The following is a 20,164-nucleotide window of genomic DNA, read 5'->3' as shown; positions in this document are numbered from 1 at the left end:
GGCAGCTGCCGGGCTGGCTGGCCGGGCTGTGCCGGGAGCGGCTGGCAGGTTCTGGGCGGTTCGACCTGAGCCTATTATTGCCGACAATTGCGCCGCCTGACCATGGGGCGAAGGATTTATTTTGCCCTGTGGTGCAAGCGGCAAGAGCCGTCCTTCAGCCGACGCTGCCGGTGAACTTGTAGAGCTGGCCCGGATGCCACATGGTGGCCACCGTCGCCACCCGACCCTGCGAGGTGGTGCGGCGCCGTTGCACCAGGCAGGCGGCATCCTCGGCGATGTCCAGCATCTCGGCGACCTCGCGCGGCGCCGGCAGCGCCTCGATGCTGTAGGTGGCGCCCTGCAGCGGCGCGGCCACCATCAGGTGTTCGTTCGGGGTGACGCGGGTATAGTCCTGCTCCAGGTAGGCAGGCGCACAGGCCGGGTTGACCCAGCGGTCCTCGACCTGGATCGGCTGGCCGTTTTCGTGGTGCACGATCACGGAATGGAACAGCGGCGTGCCGGTGGGCAGTTCGAACTGCAGGGCCAGCGCTTCGCTGGCGGGCGCCTGCTCCAGCAGCAGCGGGCGGCTGCTGTGGGCGTGCCCGCGTGCGCGGACCTCGTCGGCGATGTTGCGGATCTCGACCAGCGTGGCCTGGTATTTCTGCGGCGCGACGAAGGTGCCGGCCCCCTGGCGCCGGGTCAGCACCTGTTCGGCGGTCAACTCGCGCACGGCGCGGTTGACGGTCATGCGCGACACGCCGAACTGGCGCACCAGCGCCTGCTCGGACGGCACCAGGTCGCCTTCCTTCCAGCGCCCGGAGGCGATTTCCCCCGTCAGGTAATCCTTGATGCGCTGAAAAATGGGGGTGCTGTCTTGCGCGAACTGTTCGTCCAAACTACTCTCCGGGATTCAGGAAGGGCCACAGGGCCGAGTGACGCCACATTCTAGCATCGCGGATTTGAAAGCAAGACCCGGGAAGACATTGCCCGCGCCATGCCGATACGATGGCCGCATTCGAATCATGGAGATCGACATGGACAAGCCAGCATTCAGCACCGACGACGAGCGCTGGGCCGCGGTGCAGCAGCGTATGCGCGAGGCCGACGGCATCTTCTATTACTCGGTGCGCACGACCGGCGTGTATTGCCAGCCCTCGTGCCCCTCGCGCGGCGCGAAGCGCGTCAACGTCGCCTTTCATGCCAGCCGCGCCGACGCCGAGGCGGCCGGCTTCCGGCCCTGCCTGCGCTGCAGGCCGGAGCAGCCGCCGCTGGCCGAGCGCCAGGCCGCCGCGGTGGCCCGGGCCTGCCGCCTGATCGACGATGCGATCGACGAGCCGGACCTGGCCAGCCTGGCGGAGGCCTGCGGCATGAGCCGTTTCCATTTTCATCGCGTGTTCAAGGCGCATACCGGGATTACGCCGAAAGCCTACGCGGCGGCGCGCCGTGCCGAACGGCTCAAGCGCGAACTGTCGCAGGCGGCCAGCGTGACCCAGGCGGGATATGACGCCGGCTTCAATTCCAGTGGGCGCTTCTATGCCGCCACCCAGGGCGTGCTCGGCATGACGCCCGGGCGCTGGCGCGGCGGTGGCGCCGGGGAACAGATCCGCTTCGCGGTGGCCGCCTGCTCGCTGGGCGCCTTGCTGGTGGCCGCCACGGACAAGGGCATCTGCTCGATCCTGCTGGGCGACGATCCCGAGGTCCTGGTGCGCGACCTGCAGGACCGCTTCCCGAAGGCCGAGCTGATCGGCGCCGAGCCGGCTTTCGAAAGCACGGTGGCGCAAGTGGTGGCGTTTGTCGAAGCGCCGCGCATTGGCCTCGAGCTGCCGCTGGATCTCCGCGGCACCGCTTTCCAGCAGCGCGTGTGGCAGGCGCTGCGCGCGATCCCGGCCGGCCGCACGGTGGGCTATGCCGAACTGGCCGCGCAACTCGGCATGCCGCAAGGCGCGCGCGCCGTGGCCGGCGCCTGCGCCGCCAATCCGGTCGCGATCGCCGTACCCTGCCACCGCGTGGTGCGCAACGACGGGTCGATCTCCGGCTATCGCTGGGGTGTGGAGCGGAAGCGGGCGCTGCTGGAGCGGGAGCTTGAGCAAAATTAAACCGGGGTCAGACTCCGATTTTTGGAAATGTCTCCAAAACCAGTTTCGCGTCCGACGACGCGTCGCATACAGCGCCTAATGCCCGATTACCGTTGCCGGCCTGTCTGACCCGATCCAGTACTTCTTCCGACAGCGCTTCGTCGAAGAGGTGCCTGTACGCAGCCTGACGTGCTGTCGGATCGGTCCCAAGCTTGGTGTAGCTGAGATGGGGCGTCAGCAAAGCATTGTCCTGGCCAAAGGCGTTGGCCGAATGGCTCGACCAGGGATAGGCTGACGGCGTGTCCACCATTCTCGCCCGCACCGGGTTCAGCTCGATGTAGCGATGACAAACCATCAGATAGCGCTCGTCCTGGATCAGACTGGAACGGAATCGCCCTTCCCATAAAGTGCCGGTACGGCCATGGCGGCGATTGAAATAGTGGACATAGCGCCGGCCGAGCCGCTGCATCATCGTGCTCGCGCCGCTTTCGTCGTCCGGCGAAAGGAGCAAGTGCACGTGGTTGGTCATCAGTACATAAGCATGCAGGGCGCAAGCACAATCGAACGCACACTCTTGCAGCATGTTGAGATAAGCGAGGTAGTCGCTCGGGGTGACGAAGCAGGGCACGCGATTGTTTCCGCGTTGGATGATATGCAGGGGGGCTGAAGGCAGGACGATTCGGCGTGGACGTGGCATGGCGGCGGCGGGCAGATGAAACATATGAAACTAAAGACAGGAAAAATTTGCCGCTCAACCGATATCAATCGTATGAAATGTTCTTGAAAGAGCAACTGCACGAACACCCGAAAAGATTTTGCTGAGCAATTGCCAAAAAATGGAGTCTGACCCCGGTTTGATGCAGATTGACCAATACGCAATTTTCTATAAACTCTGCTTCTTTACGAGAATGAAGAATGGAGAGCCCCGCGATGCGCCTCAAACCCCTGCAGTTCGCCGTGATCGCCGCCGGCGCCATGGCTGCGGCCCATGCCGATACCGTGATCGACAATGCCAACGGCTACACGCTGAATGCCAAAGGGGACGTCGTCCAGTTCGCATCGATGGCCTTCGACGACAGCGGCAGGATCCTCGCGGTCGGTACGGCGCAGGAGGTGGCGGCCAGGGCGCCGCAGGCGAAGCACGTGGACCTGCAGGGCCGCACCGTGCTGCCCGGCCTGATCGATGCGCATGGCCACGTGTTCGGCCTGGGCGCGATGCTGACCCAGCTCGACCTGTCGACTTCCACCTCGCTGGACGGCGCCCTGAAGGCGATCGCCGACTATGCGCGCGCGAATCCGCAGCAGGCATGGGTGCGCGGGCGCGGCTGGAACCAGGAGATCTGGAAGCTGGGCCGCTTCCCGACCGCGAAGGAACTCGACGGCGCCGTGGCGGACCGCCCGGTCTGGCTCGAGCGCGTCGACGGCCATGCCGGCTGGGCCAACAGCCGCGTACTGGCGCTGGCCGGCATCACGAATGCCACCCCGGACCCGGCCGGCGGTAAGATCGTGCGCGACGAGAACGGCGTCGCCACCGGCGTGCTGGTCGATGCCGCCCAGGGCCTGGTCACCAAGGTGCTGCCGCAGCAGACCGAACAGGAAGGCCGCGCGATGCTGGATCGCGCGCTGGAGAACATGGCCAGCGTCGGCCTGACCAGCGTGCACGATGCCGGCATCACCATCGGCGAGGACAGGCTGTACCGCGACTACGCCGACCACGGCAAGCTGAGCGCCCGTATCTACGCCATGATCGGCGGCACCGGCGCGGACTTCGACCAGCTGGCCAGAAACGGGCCCCTCAACAGCTACGGCAAGGACATGTACGCGCTGCGCGCCGTGAAGCTGTATGCCGACGGCGCCCTGGGCAGCCGTGGCGCGGCCCTGCTGGCGCCCTACAGCGACGATCCGCATTCGCACGGCCTGCTGTTCCACACGAACAAAGAGATCGACGCGATGATCACCAAGGCCATCAAGAAGGGCTATCAGGTCAACGTGCACGCGATCGGCGACGCCGGCAACAAGCAGATCCTCGACACCTTCGCCAAGGAGATCCCGGCCAACAAGGCGGGCGACAGGCGCCACCGCATCGAGCACGCCCAGGTCGTGACCCTGGCCGACATCCCGCGCTTCAAGCGCATCGGCATCATCCCCTCGATGCAGCCGACCCACGCGACCTCGGACAAGAACATGGCCGAGACCCGGATCGGGGCCGAGCGCATGAAGGGCGCCTACGCCTGGCGCAGCTTCCTGCAGCAGGGCTCGCGCATCGCCTGCGGCTCCGACTTCCCGGTCGAGGCGCCGAATCCCTTCTTCGGCATCCACGCCGCCGTCACCCGCCAGGACAAGAACGGCCAGCCGATCGCCGGCTGGTACCCGGAGCAGGAGATGTCGCTGAAGGAAGCCTTCCGCTGCTTCACCCTTGACGCAGCGTATGCCGGCCACCAGGAAAAGACGCTAGGTTCGCTCGAAGCCGGCAAGTACGCCGACTTCATCGTCATCGACCGCGACCTGTTCAAGATGTCGCCCTACGATATCTACAAGACCACGGTGCTCGAAACCTGGGTTGCCGGCCGCCAGGTCTACCAGAAGAAGTAACAAGGACGGGGCGGGGGATTGACGAAGTTGTATAGACAACCTAGACTTTCCAGAAATATTCCAGGAGCCTGCCATGACCCAAGCTTCCCCCCGTCCCGACCACCTGCCCGATCCGCGCTTCGATCCGAGCCGTCACATCCGCGCCCCGCGCGGCAGCGAACTGCATTGCAAGAGCTGGCTCACCGAAGCGGCCTACCGCATGCTGCAGAACAACCTCGATGCCGAGGTGGCGGAGAATCCGCAGCGCCTGGTCGTCTACGGCGGCATCGGCCGCGCCGCGCGCGACTGGGCCTGCTTCGACCAGATCCTGGAGTCGCTCAAGACGCTCGAGGATGACCAGACCCTGCTGATCCAGTCCGGCAAGCCGGTCGGCGTGTTCCAGACCCATCCCGACGCGCCGCGGGTCCTGCTCGCCAACTCCAACCTGGTGCCGAAGTGGGCCAACTGGGAGCACTTCAACGAGCTCGATCGCAAGGGCCTGTTCATGTACGGCCAGATGACGGCTGGCAGCTGGATCTATATCGGCACCCAGGGCATCGTGCAGGGCACCTACGAAACCTTCGCCGAGGCCGGCCGCCAGCACTTCGGCGGCGATATGGCGGGGCGCTGGATCCTCACCGCCGGCCTGGGCGGCATGGGCGGCGCGCAGCCGCTGGCCGCGACCTTCGCCGGCGCGGTCTCGCTCACGGTGGAGTGCCAGCAGAGCAGCATCGACTTCCGCCTGCGCACCCGCTACCTCGACAAGCAGGCCCACGGCATCGACGAAGCCCTGCAGATGATCCGCGAGTACAAGGATAAAAAGGAAGCGGTGTCGATCGGCCTGCTCGGCAATGCCGCCGAGGTGCTGCCCGAGCTGGTGCGCCGCGCGAAAGAGGGCGGCCTGGTGCCGGACCTGGTCACCGACCAGACCTCGGCGCACGACCTGATCAACGGCTACCTGCCGCGCGGCTGGACCGTCGAACAATGGCAGGCCGCGCAGCAGGATCCGGCGCAGCACGCGCGTCTCAGGAAGGCCGCGGCTGCATCCTGCGCCGCCCACGTCCAGGCGATCCTCGATTTCCAGGCCATGGGCGCCAAAGCCGTCGACTACGGCAACAACATCCGCCAGGTCGCGCTCGACGAGGGCGTGCAGAACGCCTTCGACTTCCCCGGCTTCGTGCCGGCCTATATCCGCCCGCAGTTCTGCGAAGGCCGCGGCCCCTTCCGCTGGGTGGCCTTGTCCGGCGACCCGGAAGACATCCATAAAACCGACGCCAAGATCAAGGAACTGTTCCCCCAGCACGCGCGCGTGCACCGCTGGCTCGACATGGCGCGCGAGCGCATCGCCTTCCAGGGCCTGCCGGCCCGCATCTGCTGGCTGGGCCTGGGCGAGCGCCACATCGCCGGCCTGGCCTTCAACGAGATGGTCCGCACCGGCGAGCTGAAGGCGCCGATCGTGATCGGCCGCGACCACCTCGACACCGGCTCGGTCGCCAGCCCGAACCGCGAGACCGAAGCCATGCGCGACGGCACCGACGCCGTCTCCGACTGGCCGCTGCTGAACGCCATGCTGAACACGGCCGGCGGCGCGACCTGGGTCTCGCTGCACCACGGCGGCGGGGTCGGCATGGGCTACTCCCAGCATGCCGGCGTGGTCATCGTCGCCGACGGCAGCGAGGCCGCGGATAAACGCCTGGCGCGCGTGCTGGTGAACGACTGCGCCTCCGGCGTGATGCGCCACGCCGACGCCGGCTATGAACTCGCGATCGAATGCGCGAAACGCTTCGGCCTGAACCTCCCAATGATCAAGCAAGTACCATGAACCACGCACTGAACCACCTGACCCTGCAGCCCGGCGCCCTGCGCCTGACCGACCTGCGCGCCGTCTGGCAGAACGCCGGCAGCCTGGCGCTGGCGCCCGAAGCCTACCAGGCCATCGAGGCCTCGGCCGCCACCGTGCAGGCCATCGTCGCCAAGGGCGATCCGGCCTACGGCATCAATACCGGCTTCGGCATCCTGGCCAAGCGCCACATTCCGCAGGCCCAGCTCGAACAGCTGCAGCAGAACCTGATCCTGTCGCACGCGGTCGGTACCGGCGAACTGCTGCCGGACCACGTCGTGCGCCTGATCCTGCTGACGAAGATCGGCAGCCTGGCGCGCGGCTATTCGGGCGTGCGCCCGCTGATCGTCGACACCCTGGTCGCGCTGTACAACGCCGGCATCATGCCGGCCATCCCGTCGCAGGGTTCGGTCGGCGCGTCCGGCGACCTGGCGCCGCTGGCCCACATGACCCTGGCCATGCTGGGCGTCGGCCAGGTGCGCATGAAGGGCGAGCTGATGGACGCGCGTGCGGCGCTGCAGGCGGCCGGCATCGAGCCGGTGACGCTGGCGGCGAAGGAGGGCCTGGCCCTGATCAACGGTACCCAGGTCTCGACCGCGCTGGCGCTGCACGGCCTGTTCATGGCCGAGCGCCTGCTGGAGGCGGCGATGGTGACGGGCGCGCTGTCGCTGGACGCCGCGCGCGGCAGCGATGCGCCCTTCGACCCGCGCGTGCACGCGGTGCGCGGCCAGCCGGGCCAGATCGCGGCGGCGCAGATCTACCGCGAACTGGTGGCCGGCAGCGCGATCCGCGCCTCGCACCTGGTCGGCGACGAACGCGTGCAGGACCCCTACAGCCTGCGCTGCCAGCCGCAGGTGATGGGCGCCGTGATGGACTTGATTGCGAATGCCGGCCGCACCCTGCTGATCGAATCGAATGCGGTGACCGACAATCCGCTGATCTTCGAGGAAAACGGGGGCACGGTCGTTTCAGGCGGCAACTTCCATGCCGAGCCCGTGGCCTTCGCGGCCGACACCCTGGCCCTGGCCATCGCCGAGATCGGCGCCCTCGCCGAGCGCCGCATCGCGCTGCTGATCGATTCCACGCTGTCCGGCCTGCCGCCCTTCCTGGTCAAGGAGCCGGGCGTGAATTCCGGCTTCATGATCGCCCATGTGACCGCCGCCGCGCTGGCTTCGGAAAACAAGTCGCTGGCGCATCCGGCCAGCGTCGACAGCTTGCCGACCTCGGCCAACCAGGAAGACCATGTCAGCATGGCCACCTTCGCGGCGCGCCGTCTCGACCAGATGGCGCACAATACGGGTGTCATCGTCGGGATCGAACTGCTGGCGGCGGCACAGGGCATCGAGTTCCACCGGCCGCTGACGAGTTCGAGCCACCTGGAGCACGTGCACGCCCAGCTGCGCGGGCGCGTCGCCGCCTTCGACGAAGACCGCTTCTTCGCGCCGGACATCGAACTGGCGAAGAAGATGGTGATGGCCGGCGAGCTGTCCGCGTCGTGCCGCGAACTGTTCGCCGCGCTGCATCCTTAACCCGGCTTGGTCAGCTCAGGAGATACGATGGATTTCAGGTTCAAGGCGGGTAGCTTGCCGCTGCTGGTCTCGATGCCCCACGTGGGCACCGACATCCCCGACGACGTGGCGGCAAGCCTGATGCCCTGCGCCGCGGCGCGCGCCGACACCGACTGGCACCTGCCCGCGTTGTACGGCTTCGCCGAGGGGATGGGCGCCTCGGTGCTGTCGGCGCGCTGGTCGCGCTACCTGATCGATCTGAACCGCCCGCCCGAGAACACCAACCTGTATCCGGGACAGGACACGACCGGCCTGTGCCCGGTCGACACCTTCGGCCGCGAGCGCCTGTACCGCGAAGGCATGGAGCCGGATGAGGCCGAAGTCCGGCGCCGCCTGGACCTTTACTGGCGCCCGTATCACGATCAGCTGCGCGCGGAGCTCGACCGCCTGCTGGCGCTGCACGGCCGCGTGGTGCTGTGGGACGCCCACTCGATCGCGTCCCAGGTGCCGCGCTTCTTCGACGGCCGCCTGCCGGACCTGAACTTCGGCACCGCCGACGGCAAGTCCTGCTCGCAGCAGCTGGAAGGCGCGATGATCAAGCTGGTCGACAGCCAGGACCGGTACTCCTTCGTCTTCAACGGCCGCTTCAAGGGCGGCCATATCACGCGCTTCTATGGCAACCCGGCCGGCGGCGTGCACGCCATCCAGCTCGAGATGGCCCAGTGCCTGTACATGAACGAGGCGGCGCCTTTCGACTACCGTCCCGACCTGGCGGGGCAGGTGCAGCCGCTGCTGCGCGGGCTGCTGGGTGCGGCGGTGGAGTGGGTGCGCGCATGAGCATGTCGACCCGCGCCCTGTTCGCACGTCACGCCCTGCTGCCGGACGGCTGGCGCGAGGACGTGCTGCTGGCGTGGGACGAACGCGGCGACCTGCTCGAGGTCCGCGCCGGGGTCGAGGCGCCGGCAGGCAGCACGCGGGCGGACTATGTCCTGCCCGGCATGGTCAACCTGCACTCGCACGCCTTTCAGCGCGCCATGGCCGGCCTGGCCGAACGGGCCGGCAGCAGCGAGGACAGCTTCTGGACCTGGCGCGAGCTGATGTACCGCTTTGCCGGCCGCATCACGCCGGAGCAGATGGCGGCGGTGGCGGCCCAGCTGCAGGTGGAATGCCTGCGCCACGGCTACACCTCGATCTGCGAATTCCATTACGTGCAGCGCGACCCCGGCGGCGCACTGTACGCGAATCCGGCCGAGACCGCGCTGCGCATCGCCGAAGCGGCGCGCCAGTCCGGCATCGGCCTGACTCTGCTGCCGGTGATGTACAGCTACGCCGGCTTTGGCGAACAGCCGCTCAAACCCAGCCAGCAGCGCTTCCGCACCGATCCGGCGCTGGTGCTGCGCCTCGTCGAGGCGCTCGACGCGCAGCGCGGGCCGCAGCTCGAAGTGGGCGCGGCGCCGCACTCGCTGCGCGCGGTCTCCGGTGGCCAGCTGCGCGAACTGGTCGCCGGCCTGCCGGCCGGGCGCCCGCTGCACATCCATATCGCCGAGCAGCAGCTCGAAGTGCAGCAATGCCTGGAGGCGACGGGCAGCCGTCCGGTCGACTACCTGATGCGCCAGCTCGAGATCGACGGCCGCTGGTGCCTGGTGCATGCGACCCATCTGTCGGAAGGCGAAACGGCCGCGCTGGCGGCCAGCGGCGCGGTCGCCGGCCTGTGCCCGACCACCGAGGCCAACCTCGGCGACGGCCTGTTCCCGCTCACGCCCTACCTCGCCGCCGGCGGCCTGTTCGGCATCGGCAGCGACAGCCATGTCTCCCAGAGCCCGGTCGAGGAACTGCGCTGGCTCGAATACGGCCAGCGCCTGGCGCGGCAGCAGCGCAACATCGCCGTGACCGATGCCTGCCGCGACGTCGGCACCTACCTGTGGCGCCAGGCCCTGCACGGCGGCGCCCGCGCCGCCGGGCGCGCCGTCGGCAGCCTCGAAGCGGGGCGGCGCGCGGATGTGCTGGTGCTGGACAGCGCCCATCCCAACCTCGATGGCGTAGACTCCAGCGAAGTGCTCGGCCGCTTCCTGTTCTGCGGTAACGACAACCTGGTGCATGACGTGCTGGCCGGCGGCCAGTGGGTGGTGCGCGGCGGGCGCCACGTCGCGCAGGAGGCGATCGCGCAGCGTTACACTGCTGCCGTGCGCGCCCTGCGCGAGATGTAATCGCTGATCGGTGAGGTAACCCATGACGATGCTCATTCCTTATGCCAGCCTGAGTCCGGTGCCCTGGAAGAACGGCGGCGGCAGCACGACCCAGATCGCGGTCTTCCCGCCCGACGCCGGCTTCGAGGATTTCGACTGGCGGGTCAGCCTGGCGACCATCGCCGAAGACGGCGCCTTCTCCGAGTTCCCGGGCGTGGAACGCACCCTGGCCCTGGTCGATGGGCATGGCATGACGCTCGAGGTCGACGACGCCGAGCCGGTCATGTTGTCGAAGGCCGATCCGGTCGCCCTCTTCGACGGCGAGTCGCGCGTGATGGCGAAGCTGAGCCGCGGGCCGAACACCGACTTCAACGTCATGACCCGCCTCGACCGCTGCTACCACCAGTTCGGCCGGCGCGTGCTGAGCGGCGAATCGCGCTTCGTCGCGCGCGCGCCCGTCACCGTGCTGTTCCTGGCCGAGGGCGACAGCCTGGAACTGTGCAGCGAGCAGCAGCGCATCAATATGGTCCGCTACGACGCGGTGCTGCTCGACCAGGGCACGACCTGGACGCTGCAGGCGGGGCAGGGGATGATCTTCATCGCCGACATCCATTACTACGACAGCGAGGAAGACCTCGACGAAGACGACGGCCGCTATGAGTGAGCCGGTGGATCTCCTGTTCGTCAACGCCCACCTGGCGACAATGGCCACGATGGCGGACGGCTACGGCATCGTCGAGGATGGCGCCGTCGCGGTGCGGGACGGGCGCATCGCCTGGGTCGGGGCGCGCGGGGACGCGCCGCCGGCGGCGCGCGAGCACGATTGCGGCGGGCTGTGGCTCACGCCCGGCCTGGTCGACTGCCATACCCACATCGTCCATGCCGGCAATCGCAGCGACGAATGGGAAGCGCGCCTGAACGGCGCCAGCTACGAGGACATCGCGCGCCAGGGCGGCGGCATCATGTCGACCGTGCGCGCCACCCGCGCGGCCGGCGAGGACGAGCTGCTGCGGCAAAGCAGCCCGCGCATCCGGGCTTTGTTGGCCGAGGGCGTGACCACGCTCGAGATCAAGTCCGGCTACGGGCTCGACCTGGATGCCGAAGCGAAGATGCTGCGCACGGCGCGCAGGGTTGGCCGGCTGCTGCCGGTGAACGTGGCCACGACCTTCCTCGGCGCGCATGCGCTGCCGCCGGAATTCGCGACCCGCGCCGACGACTACATCACCGAGGTCTGCGAACGCATGCTGCCGGCGCTGGCGGGCGAAGGACTGGTCGATGCCGTCGACGCCTTCTGCGAGCGGATCGGGTTTTCGCATGCGCAGACGGCGCGCGTGTTCGAGGCCGCGCGCCGGCTCGGGCTGCCGGTCAAGCTGCATGCCGAACAGCTGTCCGACCAGGGCGGGGCGACGCTGGTGGCCGAGTACGGCGGGCTGTCGGCCGACCACCTGGAGCACCTGTCGCCGGCAGGGGCGGCGGCGATGGCGCGCGCCGGCACCGTGGCGGTGCTGCTGCCCGGCGCCTACTACTTCCTGCGCGAGACGGCGATGCCGCCGCTGGGCCTGCTGCGCGAGCTTGGGGTGCCGCTGGCCCTGGCCACCGACTGCAATCCCGGCACCTCGCCCATGACCTCGCTGCTGCTGGCGATGAACATGGCCTGCACCCTGTGGCGCATGACGCCGCTCGAAGCCCTGCGCGGCGTTACCGCCAACGCGGCGCGTGCGCTGGGGCGCGCCGACATCGGCACGATCGAGCCGGGCAGGCGCGCCGACTTCGCCCTGTGGGACATCGCCCGCCCGGCGGACCTGGCGTACGCGATCGGCGCGAACCCGTGCCGGGCCGTGGTCAACGGCGGCGTGCTGCGCGCGCCGCACGTGAGCCTCCCGGCCTGAACCCGGCTATCATGCACGTGGCCGGGCCAACCCATCCGCCGGCGTCACGACATGGAGGCTTATGCGCAGGTTTGCCTTGCTGGTGCTGTGCCTGGTCCTGTTCCTGCCGGGGACGGCTTCGGCCGACCAGGTAGCCGATCAGGTACTGAGGGTCGGCTCCAAACGCTTCACCGAGTCCTATATCCTGGGCGAGATCCTGGCGCAGAGCGCCGCGCCGTTCGCGCGCGTCGAGCACCGCCAGGGGCTCGGCAATACCGCCATCGTCCTGAATGCGCTGCGCACCGGCGCGATCGACGTGTATCCGGAATACCTGGGCACGATCGACCTCGAGATCCTCAAGAACCCCAGGCCGACTTCGCTGGCGGCGATGCGCGAAGCCCTGCGCCCGCTCGGCCTCGGGGTGGCGGTGCCGCTCGGCTTTTCGAACGGCTATGCGCTGGCGGTGCGCGGCGACGCCGGCATCGCCACGCTGTCCGACCTGGCCGCGAAGCCGGCGTTCAAGCTCGGACTGACGCATGAATTCCTCGGCCGGCTCGACGGCTGGCCGGGCCTGGCCGCACGCTACGGCCTGCCCCAGACGCCGCGCGGGATCGACCATGGCATCGCCTACCAGGCGCTGGCGCAGAAGCAGGTCGACGCCATCGACATCTATTCGACCGACGCCAGGATCCGCCAGTACGGCCTGCGCGTGCTGGACGACGACAGGCATTATTTCCCGCGCTACGACGCCGTGCTGCTGTACCGGCTCGACCTGCCGCAGCGTTTTCCGCAGGCCTGGCAGGCCTTGCAGCGGCTGGAAGGCAGCATCCGCGCCGACGACATGATCGCCATGAATGCGCAGGCGGAGCTGGAGGGCAGGCCCTTCGCGGAGATTGCGCGCGGCTGGCTGGCCCGCAAGGGCGGCAAGGTGGAGGGCAGGGCGCAGCGCGACGGATTGCTGGCCAAGACCTTCGGCAACGGTTTTGCCCAGCTGGCCCGCCAGCACCTCCTGCTGGTGCTGGCCGCGGTGCTGCTCGGCTGCCTGGCCGGGATTCCGCTGGGTGTGCTGGCGGCGCTGGCGCCGCGGCTGCGCCAGCCGGTGCTGGCGGTGGCGGGAACGCTGCAGACCGTGCCTTCGCTGGCCCTGCTGGCGATCCTGATCCCGCTGCTGGGCCGGATCGGCACCGTGCCCGCGCTGGTGGCCCTGTGCGCCTACGCTTTATTGCCGATCGTCCGTAATACCTGCACCGGCCTGCTGCAGGTGCCGGCCGGCTTGCGGCAGGCCGCGCTGGCGCTGGGCCTGACGCGCCGCCAGATGCTCTGGAGTGTCGAGCTGCCGCTGGCGGCGCCGGTGATCCTGGCCGGCGTGAAGACCGCCGCCGTGATGAGCGTGGGGACGGCGACGATCGCCGCCTTCATCGGCGCCGGCGGCTTCGGCGAACGCATCACCACCGGGCTGGCGCTGAACGACAACGACATGCTGCTGGCAGGGGCGATCCCCGCCGCGCTGCTGGCCTTGCTCACCCAGGCCGCGTTCGAGCTCGCCGAGCGCCTTCTGGGCAGGCGTTACAGTGACTGAAGCTTGGACCGGGTGGCGGAAATCGCGCGGTGCAGCATGCGCTCGGCGTAGAAATCGTTTTCGCGCTGGGCCGCGATGATGTGCAGGCTGCGCGTGTAGTTGTCGAGCCGGGAGCGCAGCCAGGCCCGGTAGACCATCCTCTTGATCGCCTGGAAAATCGTCTTGACGCTCGGCTTCATGTCCGTGTCCTCGTTTGAAGGCCACATTGTCATGCACGGCGGTTTATTGCATTTGTGATCACTCAATCGAGCACGACAGTTAAGTTCCCTGCGAATTCGAGAGGTTTGCGCTTTCTGTTACGGGCGTAAGCATTTGTAAAGGACAGCCCCGGGCCGGTTCGCCGGGAGATATATTGAAACCGTTGGATTCAAGTCTCCCCTCCCATCTATTGGGTTTGCCCACGGCGCCTCGGCCCCGTGGGTTTTTCTTTTGAGCGTCTGACAAAGCCTCCATGGCGGCGTTGCACCGTCTCGCCGTACTAGCGTACTGTCTTCGCCGGCGCGCCTTGCCCTGAAGGCTCTGTCAGACGCTTGGGCAGTTCCTGGTCAGCCTTCGGCCAGCGCCGTCAGCGGCGCGCCGGTCACGCGGCAGATGCGCCAGTCGGGCAGGATCTCGGCGCCCATGGACTTGTAGAAATTAATCGCCGGCATATTCCAGTCCAGCACCGACCACTCGAAGCGGCCGCATTCGCGCTCGACGGCGAGGCGCGCCAGGTGCTTGAGCATGCGGCTGCCGTAGCCCTTGCCGCGGTGGACCTGGCGCACGTACAGGTCTTCCAGGTACAGGCCTTTCTTGGTCAGGAAGGTCGAGAAGTTATGGAAGAACAGGGCAAAAGTCACCACCTCGCCATCGGCCTCGCCGATGATCGCCTCGCAGGACGGACGCGCGCCGAACAGGCCTTCGTGCAGCAGGTCTTCGGTCGCCACCACCATGTGCTCGAGCTTCTCGAACACGGCGAGTTCGACGATCATCGACATGATGTGGGTGACGTCGGCCGGGGTGGCGGGACGGATGGCGAAGGTGGATTGCAGGTTCGGCTGTTGAGGAGCGGTCATGGTGTTTCAAGCGGCGCGTCGAGCGCATCGTTCAGGTTGAGAGTAGGGGACTTGCGTTTAGGCGTGTACATGGCCCAGGCGACGCTGCCCAGGCAGACCGCCATGCCCAGCCATTCGACGGGGCCGGGACGGTAGTGTTCGAGCTTGATCGACATGAGCACCGACAGCACCGGCGTGATCACGCCGATATAGACGGCCTTGGCCGAGCCGATGCGGTTGATCAGCGTGAAGTAGCAGATGAAGGCGACCACCGAGCCGAACACGGCCAGGTGCAGCAGGCCGAGCACGTAGCTGGTCGTGTGCGGCAGGACGAATTGCTGGCCGCTCGCCAGGCACCACAGCGCGACCATGCAGGTGCCCCAGAACATCGACCAGGCGGTCGTCAGGATCAGGTTGCTCGACTGTTCACGGACCTTGCCGACCACGATGCTGCCGGCCGCGCTGGCGATCGAGGCGCCGATGCCGAGGCCCAGGCCGAGCAGGAAATGGCCCTGGCCGCCCTGGCCCAGGTCGTGCAGGGCGCCCTGGATCGAATGCCAGAACAGCAGGGTGACGCCGGCCATCGCACCGACCCCGGCGGTCCAGGTCTTGCGCGGGACCGGCGTGCCGAACACGAAGCGCGACAGCAGCGGCGTCCAGAACACCATCAGCGCGAACAGCACCGCCACCAGCGCCGACACCACGTACTGCTCCGAGTTGTAGGTGCAGACATAGGACAGGCCGAAGGTAAGGAAGCCCTGCAGCAGCGTCCACTTCTGGGTGCGCCAGGAGAGGTGCAGGCCGTCGCCGCGCACCAGGCACCAGGCGAACAGCGCGCCGGACGCCAGCGCGAACCGGTAGACCACCGAGACCGCGGGCGGGATGTCGCCGAGTTGCAGGGTAATGGCCCAGAAAGTGGAACCCCAGATCAGGGACGCGATGGTGAACAGGACGTAGGAAGGCATCCGGAAAGTATACGTGCTTTCCGGGTTTCATTGGAGCATCAGCGCGAAATCTGTCGTCAGTGCGTCACGCGTGTCATGTAACCGTCGCTCACCAGCCGCACCCGCTCGCCCGGGCGGAACATCTCGTCGGCCGGCTGGACGATGGCGCGCAGCTCGCCGCTGTCGAGGTGGACCGTGATCTCGAAGCCGTTGCGGGCGGTGGCGCCGCGCTCGACGTGCTGGCCCGCCAGGCCGCCGGCCACGGCGCCGACGATGCCGGCCGCGACCGCACCCTTGCCGCCGCCGACCTCGGAGCCGGCCAGTCCGCCCAGCGCGGCGCCGGTCATGGTGCCGACCCCGGATTCGGGATTGGCGATGCTGACGACGCGCACGGATTCCACGGTGCCCAAGCGGACCGTCTGTTCATGCATCGTCTGATAGCTGTTGTAGACGCCGCCAGACTCGGGCGGCGGTGCGCAGCCGGCCAGGATGCCGGCGATGGCCAGGGCGGCAACATGTTTCATGATGTCCTCCTCAAATCCATCATAGGCGAAGAACACCGATCTCAATAGGCCCGATTCAATAGGCCAGATTCAGCCTGCGGTACAGGAAGCCGAGCACGAACAGCGGACCGATCAGCAGGAAGCGCAGATCGTCGAGGAAGGAGGGTTTCTTGCCTTCGATCTTGTGGCCGATGAACTGGCCGATCCAGGCCACCACGAAGATCGCGATCGACAGCGGCAGCACCGTCATCGGCGGCATCAGGGCCAGCACGGCCAGCATCAGGGCGCTCATCAGGAGCATGCCGAAGGCGAAGGGGCGCGACAGCTTGAAGTAGTACACCAGCGCCGCCAGGGTGGCCGCCACCGCGAGCGCCGGGTGGATGCTCCACAGGATGCCCAGCAGGGTGAACACGATCACCGGCACGCACACGAAATGGATCAGCTCATTGGTCGGGTTGCGGTGGCTTTCGCTGTACTGTTCCAGCAGGATGTCGATGGTGCGCGGCTGCATGCGGGTCTCCCTGGTGTCATGAAGACATGGTAGCAGCCGCGGCCCCGGCGGTCACGGTCCCGATCGCCGCCGGTGCCTGGGCGCGCAGGTGCATGTGCGGATGGTTGGCGAACAGGTCCGACACCCATTCGACGAACACCCGCACCTTGGCCGACAGGTGGCGGTTCTGCGGATAGACCAGGTGCACCGGCAGCGCCTCGCTGGTCCAGTCGGACAGGATCTGGACCATGCGCCCGGCCGCCACGTGTTCGAGCAGCAGGTAGTCGGTCATCTGGATCACGCCCAGGCCGGCCAGGCCGGCCCGCACGTAGGCGTTCGAGTCGTTCAGCGCGATCACCCCGCGCATCGCGATGTCGATGCGCTCGTCGCCGCGCCGGAAGTCCCAGTCGTAGATCTTGCCGGTCTTGGCCGAGAAGTAGTTCACGCAGCGGTGGCGTTCGAGGTCGCGCGGATGCTGCGGCGTGCCGTACTGCGCGAGGTAGGCGGGCGAGGCGGCGGTCACGAAATTGATGACGCCGACGCGGCGCGCGATCAGGTTGCTGTCCACCAGTTCGCCGCCGCGGATCGCGCAGTCGACGCCTTCCTCGACCAGGTCGACCGGGCGGTCGGTGCTGCCCAGCTCCATCATGATGTCGGGATAGCGCGCGAAGAAGTCGGGCAGGGCGGGGATCAGGACTTCGCTGGCCAGGCCGGTCGACATGTCCACGCGCAGGCGGCCGCTGGGCGACAGGCGCGTGCGCGACAGCGATTCCTCGGCATCGCGCACGTCGGACAGGATCCGCACGCAGCGTTCGTAATAAGCGGCGCCGTCGGTGGTGACGGTGACCTGGCGCGTGGTCCGGTGCAGCAGCTTGGTCGACAGCGAGGTCTCCAGCGACTGCACCAGGGTCGAGACCGTGGCCTTGGGCATCTGCAGGGTGTCGGCCGCGCGCGTGAAGCTGCCGGCATCGACCACCTGCACGAAGACTTCCATCGCTTGCAGCTTATTGTTCATTTGGATTGTTCAGGGATCTGAATAATGGATTCGCGATTGCGGTATTTATCAGATTCTAGTTCATGTCTATAGTATCGGCACGGTCACTGATAAAAGTGCCGCCAATGGAAGGGAGCAGATCATGAAACATCGCGATGGAATTGTTGAAGGCCTGGCGTTCGCGCTCAGCGTGACGCTGATGGCGGGGCTGGTCGGCTCGGGCGCCTACGCCCATGCGGCCGGCGCCGAGGCAGCCGCTTACCAGGCGCTGTTCCACGTGGTCTCCGCCGGCGGGATGCTGCAATGAACGCGGCTGTGCTGAACAATCCACAGTCCGCCGACCGGCACGAGCTGGTGGTGAAGGAGCTCGACGTCGCCGGCTTCGAGGGGCCGCTGGCGGCGCGCCTGTACCGCGCCGCGGTGGACGCCAAGCGCGACATCCTGATCGTGTTCTTCCACGGCGGCGGCTTCGACGACGGCGACCTCGACGAGTCCGACGGCTTCCTGCGCCGTCTCGCAGACGCGAGCGGCTACCCGGTGGTGCTGTCGTCGACCTATACGCTGGCGCCCGTGAAGCCGTTCCCGGCGGCGGCCGAGGATGCCCATGCGGTCGTGAGCTGGGCGAAGAAGAACAAGGCCAAGCTGGGCTGGACCGGCAAGCGCCTGATCGTGGCCGGCATCGAGGCCGGCGGCAACCTGGCGGCGGTGGCGGCGATGATGTCGCGCGACCGCGGCGGTCCGCAACTGGCCGGCCAGATCCTGATCATGCCGATGCTCGATCCGGGCCTGTCGACCTGCTCGATGCGCGAAATGCCGACCTGCCCCGACAAGGCCAGGGTGTTCGACGAATGCGCGGCGGCCTACCGCGGCTACCTGCCGCACGCCGCCGACCGCGGCCACCCGTATGCCTCGCCGCTGCAGTCGAGCCGCCTGAAGAACCTGGCGCCGGCGCTGATCCTGTCGGCCGACGACGACCCGTTGCGCGACGAGGCCGAAGCCTACGGCGCCAAACTGATCAACGCCGGCGTGCGCACCACCGTGCGGCGCATGGCGCCCGCCCGGATCGAGGAACCGAACGCCCGCAACGAATGCGCGTGTACGGGCCATGCCCTGCACGAAATCGCCAACTTCATCGCCGGGCTCGAATCCGACAACGCCCCGCCCGGCAGCTGATCCGTCACGGATCGCCCGGCTGGCACGTCTGGCCGGTAAGGCTTAACAGCATCCAAACCTAGAACAACGTGCCCGTTTTCGGGCACGGGAGACCTGTCTTTTCCTGCGTTTCTGTCTGCATCCCGCATGCAAGACCGGAAGGGACCGCTTTCGCCTAATTATTAATAAGTCATTAAGATCGGAGGGCTCACTCATGAAAACCATTCATCAATTACGTACCGCCGTACGACCCGTCGTACTCGCGCTCGGCGCCGCCGGCATCGCCGCCGCCTTGTCCGCGACGCTCGCTGGCTGCTCCGACGCCACCGGCAAGGCCGCCGAAGCCCAGACCCGGGCGCAGGCTGGTCCGCCGGTCTCAAGCGCGGTCGTGGTCGAGAAGCTCGTCGCCGATACCCAGGAATTCTCGGGCCGCCTGGAAGCCGTCGAGCACGTCGAGATCCGCCCGCGCGTGTCGGGCTTCATCACCGCCGTCAACTTCAAGCCGGGCGCCACGGTGAAGAAGGGCGACGTGCTGTTCGTGATCGATCCGCGCCCCTTCCAGGCCGAAGCCGACCGCGCCGACGCCGCCGCCAAAGCGGCGCGCGCCAAGGCCGACCTGGCGAAGCTGGAGCTGACCCGCGCCGAACGCCTGCTGGGCGACAAGGCCATCGCCCAGCGCGAATACGATGCCAGCGCCTCGGCGCAGAAGGAACTGGAGGCGGACGCCAGGGCCGCCCAGGCGCAGTCCGAGACCGCCAGGCTGAACCTGAACTATGCGCGCGTCGTCTCGCCGATCGACGGCCGCGTCTCGAAAGCCGAGATCACGCTGGGCAACCTGGTCGATGCGTCGAGCGTGCTGACCTCGGTGGTCTCGCTGGACCGCATCTACGCCAGCTTCGACGGCGACGAGGACACCTACCTGCGCGTGCGCTCGCAGGCGCACAGCGGCCAGCCGGTGACGGTGCGCGTCGGCCTGGCGAACGAAGAAGGCTTCCCGCACGAAGGCAAGCTGGAATTCGTCGACAACCAGCTCGACACCCGCGCCGGCAGCGTGCGCATGCGCGCCACCTTCGCCAACAAGGACGACGTGATGGCGCCCGGCCTGTTTGCCCGTGTGCAGATCGGCGGCGGCGTCGAGAAGCCGGCGCTGTTGATCAGCGACCGCGCGGTCGGCACCGACCAGAGCCACAAATTCGTGTTCGTGGTGGGCGGCGACGGCAAGGCCGAGTACCGCGAAGTCAAGCTGGGACCAGTGGTCGACGGCCTGCGCGTGGTGAAGGCCGGCCTGAAGCCGGGCGAGAAAATCGTCGTCAACGGCCTGCAGCGCGTGCGTCCGGGTGCGCCGATCACGGCGCAGACGGTGCCGATGGTCGCCAGCACGGGCACCGGCAATGCCGCGAAAGACAAGTCCGCGCAGCTGGCCATGGCAGATGCAAAATAA

The 20,164-nt window shown here is 67.7% G+C and carries 20 protein-coding genes; 12 read left to right on the top strand and 8 right to left on the bottom strand.

Going from position 1 to position 20,164, the window contains the following annotated elements; translation table 11 throughout:
* Window positions 1–154: 154 nt before the first annotated feature.
* Window positions 155–874: a histidine utilization repressor gene (gene hutC, locus AM586_RS12375; protein ID WP_047821463.1), complete on the bottom strand. Its 720-nt coding sequence runs from the start codon at window positions 872–874 to the stop codon at window positions 155–157.
* A 139-nt stretch (window positions 875–1,013) separates the two neighbouring features.
* On the opposite strand from hutC, the gene ada reads away from it, so the two are divergent.
* Window positions 1,014–2,075, top strand: a complete 1,062-nt coding sequence (gene ada, locus AM586_RS12370; protein ID WP_109370570.1) for a bifunctional DNA-binding transcriptional regulator/O6-methylguanine-DNA methyltransferase Ada — start codon at window positions 1,014–1,016, stop codon at window positions 2,073–2,075.
* A 7-nt stretch (window positions 2,076–2,082) separates the two neighbouring features.
* On the opposite strand, the gene AM586_RS12365 is transcribed toward ada, so the two are convergent.
* On the bottom strand, window positions 2,083–2,775 hold the full coding sequence (locus tag AM586_RS12365) for a transposase (RefSeq protein ID WP_082439777.1): 693 nt from the start codon (window positions 2,773–2,775) through the stop codon (window positions 2,083–2,085).
* A gap of 209 nt (window positions 2,776–2,984) precedes the next feature.
* On the opposite strand from AM586_RS12365, the gene AM586_RS12360 reads away from it, so the two are divergent.
* The 8 genes from AM586_RS12360 to AM586_RS12325 all read left to right on the top strand — a co-directional run bounded on the left by AM586_RS12360 (window position 2,985) and on the right by AM586_RS12325 (window position 13,606).
* Window positions 2,985–4,646 (top strand): amidohydrolase, encoded by a 1,662-nt coding sequence (locus AM586_RS12360; RefSeq protein WP_047821467.1) that lies wholly within the window; start codon window positions 2,985–2,987, stop codon window positions 4,644–4,646.
* Between the two features lie 73 nt (window positions 4,647–4,719).
* Window positions 4,720–6,447, top strand: a complete 1,728-nt coding sequence (gene hutU / locus AM586_RS12355; protein WP_047821469.1) for a urocanate hydratase — start codon at window positions 4,720–4,722, stop codon at window positions 6,445–6,447.
* Entirely contained in the window at window positions 6,444–7,994 is a 1,551-nt protein-coding gene (gene hutH, locus AM586_RS12350; RefSeq protein WP_047821471.1) for a histidine ammonia-lyase, read from the top strand. The genes hutU and hutH overlap by 4 nt, the downstream gene beginning before the upstream one ends.
* A gap of 27 nt (window positions 7,995–8,021) precedes the next feature.
* Entirely contained in the window at window positions 8,022–8,810 is a 789-nt protein-coding gene (gene hutG / locus AM586_RS12345; RefSeq protein ID WP_047821473.1) for an N-formylglutamate deformylase, read from the top strand.
* On the top strand, window positions 8,807–10,180 hold the full coding sequence (locus AM586_RS12340) for a formimidoylglutamate deiminase (RefSeq protein WP_047821475.1): 1,374 nt from the start codon (window positions 8,807–8,809) through the stop codon (window positions 10,178–10,180). Before hutG ends, AM586_RS12340 begins: the two co-directional genes overlap by 4 nt.
* A 22-nt stretch (window positions 10,181–10,202) precedes the next feature.
* Complete coding sequence (locus tag AM586_RS12335; protein ID WP_047821477.1) at window positions 10,203–10,823, top strand: HutD family protein; 621 nt, start codon at window positions 10,203–10,205, stop codon at window positions 10,821–10,823.
* A gap of 40 nt (window positions 10,824–10,863) precedes the next feature.
* Window positions 10,864–12,048 carry an imidazolonepropionase gene (gene hutI, locus AM586_RS12330; protein ID WP_373887913.1) on the top strand — a complete coding sequence of 395 codons (1,185 nt, stop codon included), beginning with the start codon at window positions 10,864–10,866 and terminating at the stop codon, window positions 12,046–12,048.
* Between the two features lie 61 nt (window positions 12,049–12,109).
* Window positions 12,110–13,606 (top strand): glycine betaine ABC transporter substrate-binding protein, encoded by a 1,497-nt coding sequence (locus AM586_RS12325; RefSeq protein WP_047821481.1) that lies wholly within the window; start codon window positions 12,110–12,112, stop codon window positions 13,604–13,606.
* Here the strand turns inward: AM586_RS12325 and AM586_RS12320 are convergent.
* The 6 genes from AM586_RS12320 to AM586_RS12295 form a co-directional block, all read right to left on the bottom strand.
* Complete coding sequence (locus tag AM586_RS12320; protein ID WP_047822028.1) at window positions 13,594–13,785, bottom strand: hypothetical protein; 192 nt, start codon at window positions 13,783–13,785, stop codon at window positions 13,594–13,596. The genes AM586_RS12325 and AM586_RS12320 overlap by 13 nt on opposite strands.
* A 366-nt stretch (window positions 13,786–14,151) precedes the next feature.
* A complete protein-coding gene (locus tag AM586_RS12315) occupies window positions 14,152–14,661 on the bottom strand; it encodes a GNAT family N-acetyltransferase (RefSeq protein ID WP_047821483.1) in 510 nt (169 codons plus the stop codon).
* Entirely contained in the window at window positions 14,658–15,605 is a 948-nt protein-coding gene (locus AM586_RS12310; RefSeq protein ID WP_047821485.1) for a DMT family transporter, read from the bottom strand. The genes AM586_RS12315 and AM586_RS12310 overlap by 4 nt, the downstream gene beginning before the upstream one ends.
* A 56-nt stretch (window positions 15,606–15,661) precedes the next feature.
* Window positions 15,662–16,108 (bottom strand): glycine zipper 2TM domain-containing protein, encoded by a 447-nt coding sequence (locus tag AM586_RS12305; RefSeq protein ID WP_047822029.1) that lies wholly within the window; start codon window positions 16,106–16,108, stop codon window positions 15,662–15,664.
* A 55-nt stretch (window positions 16,109–16,163) separates the two neighbouring features.
* Complete coding sequence (locus tag AM586_RS12300) at window positions 16,164–16,598, bottom strand: DUF962 domain-containing protein (protein WP_047821487.1); 435 nt, start codon at window positions 16,596–16,598, stop codon at window positions 16,164–16,166.
* Window positions 16,599–16,614: 16 nt separating this feature from the next.
* On the bottom strand, window positions 16,615–17,592 hold the full coding sequence (locus AM586_RS12295) for a LysR family transcriptional regulator (RefSeq protein ID WP_197416360.1): 978 nt from the start codon (window positions 17,590–17,592) through the stop codon (window positions 16,615–16,617).
* Window positions 17,593–17,713: 121 nt separating this feature from the next.
* On the opposite strand from AM586_RS12295, the gene AM586_RS28110 reads away from it, so the two are divergent.
* The 3 genes from AM586_RS28110 to AM586_RS12285 all read left to right on the top strand — a co-directional run bounded on the left by AM586_RS28110 (window position 17,714) and on the right by AM586_RS12285 (window position 20,164).
* Window positions 17,714–17,878, top strand: a complete 165-nt coding sequence (locus tag AM586_RS28110; RefSeq protein ID WP_156328076.1) for a hypothetical protein — start codon at window positions 17,714–17,716, stop codon at window positions 17,876–17,878.
* Window positions 17,875–18,744 (top strand): alpha/beta hydrolase, encoded by an 870-nt coding sequence (locus tag AM586_RS12290; protein ID WP_047821489.1) that lies wholly within the window; start codon window positions 17,875–17,877, stop codon window positions 18,742–18,744. Before AM586_RS28110 ends, AM586_RS12290 begins: the two co-directional genes overlap by 4 nt.
* Before the next feature lie 193 nt (window positions 18,745–18,937).
* The gene (locus AM586_RS12285; protein WP_047821491.1) at window positions 18,938–20,164 is read left to right on the top strand and encodes an efflux RND transporter periplasmic adaptor subunit; all 1,227 of its coding nucleotides are present in this window, start codon (window positions 18,938–18,940) and stop codon (window positions 20,162–20,164) included.

It is taken from the genome of Massilia sp. WG5 (genome assembly GCF_001412595.2).
Classification (GTDB): Bacteria; Pseudomonadota; Gammaproteobacteria; order Burkholderiales; family Burkholderiaceae_D; genus Telluria.
This window is presented reverse-complemented; position numbering and strand designations above follow the sequence as displayed.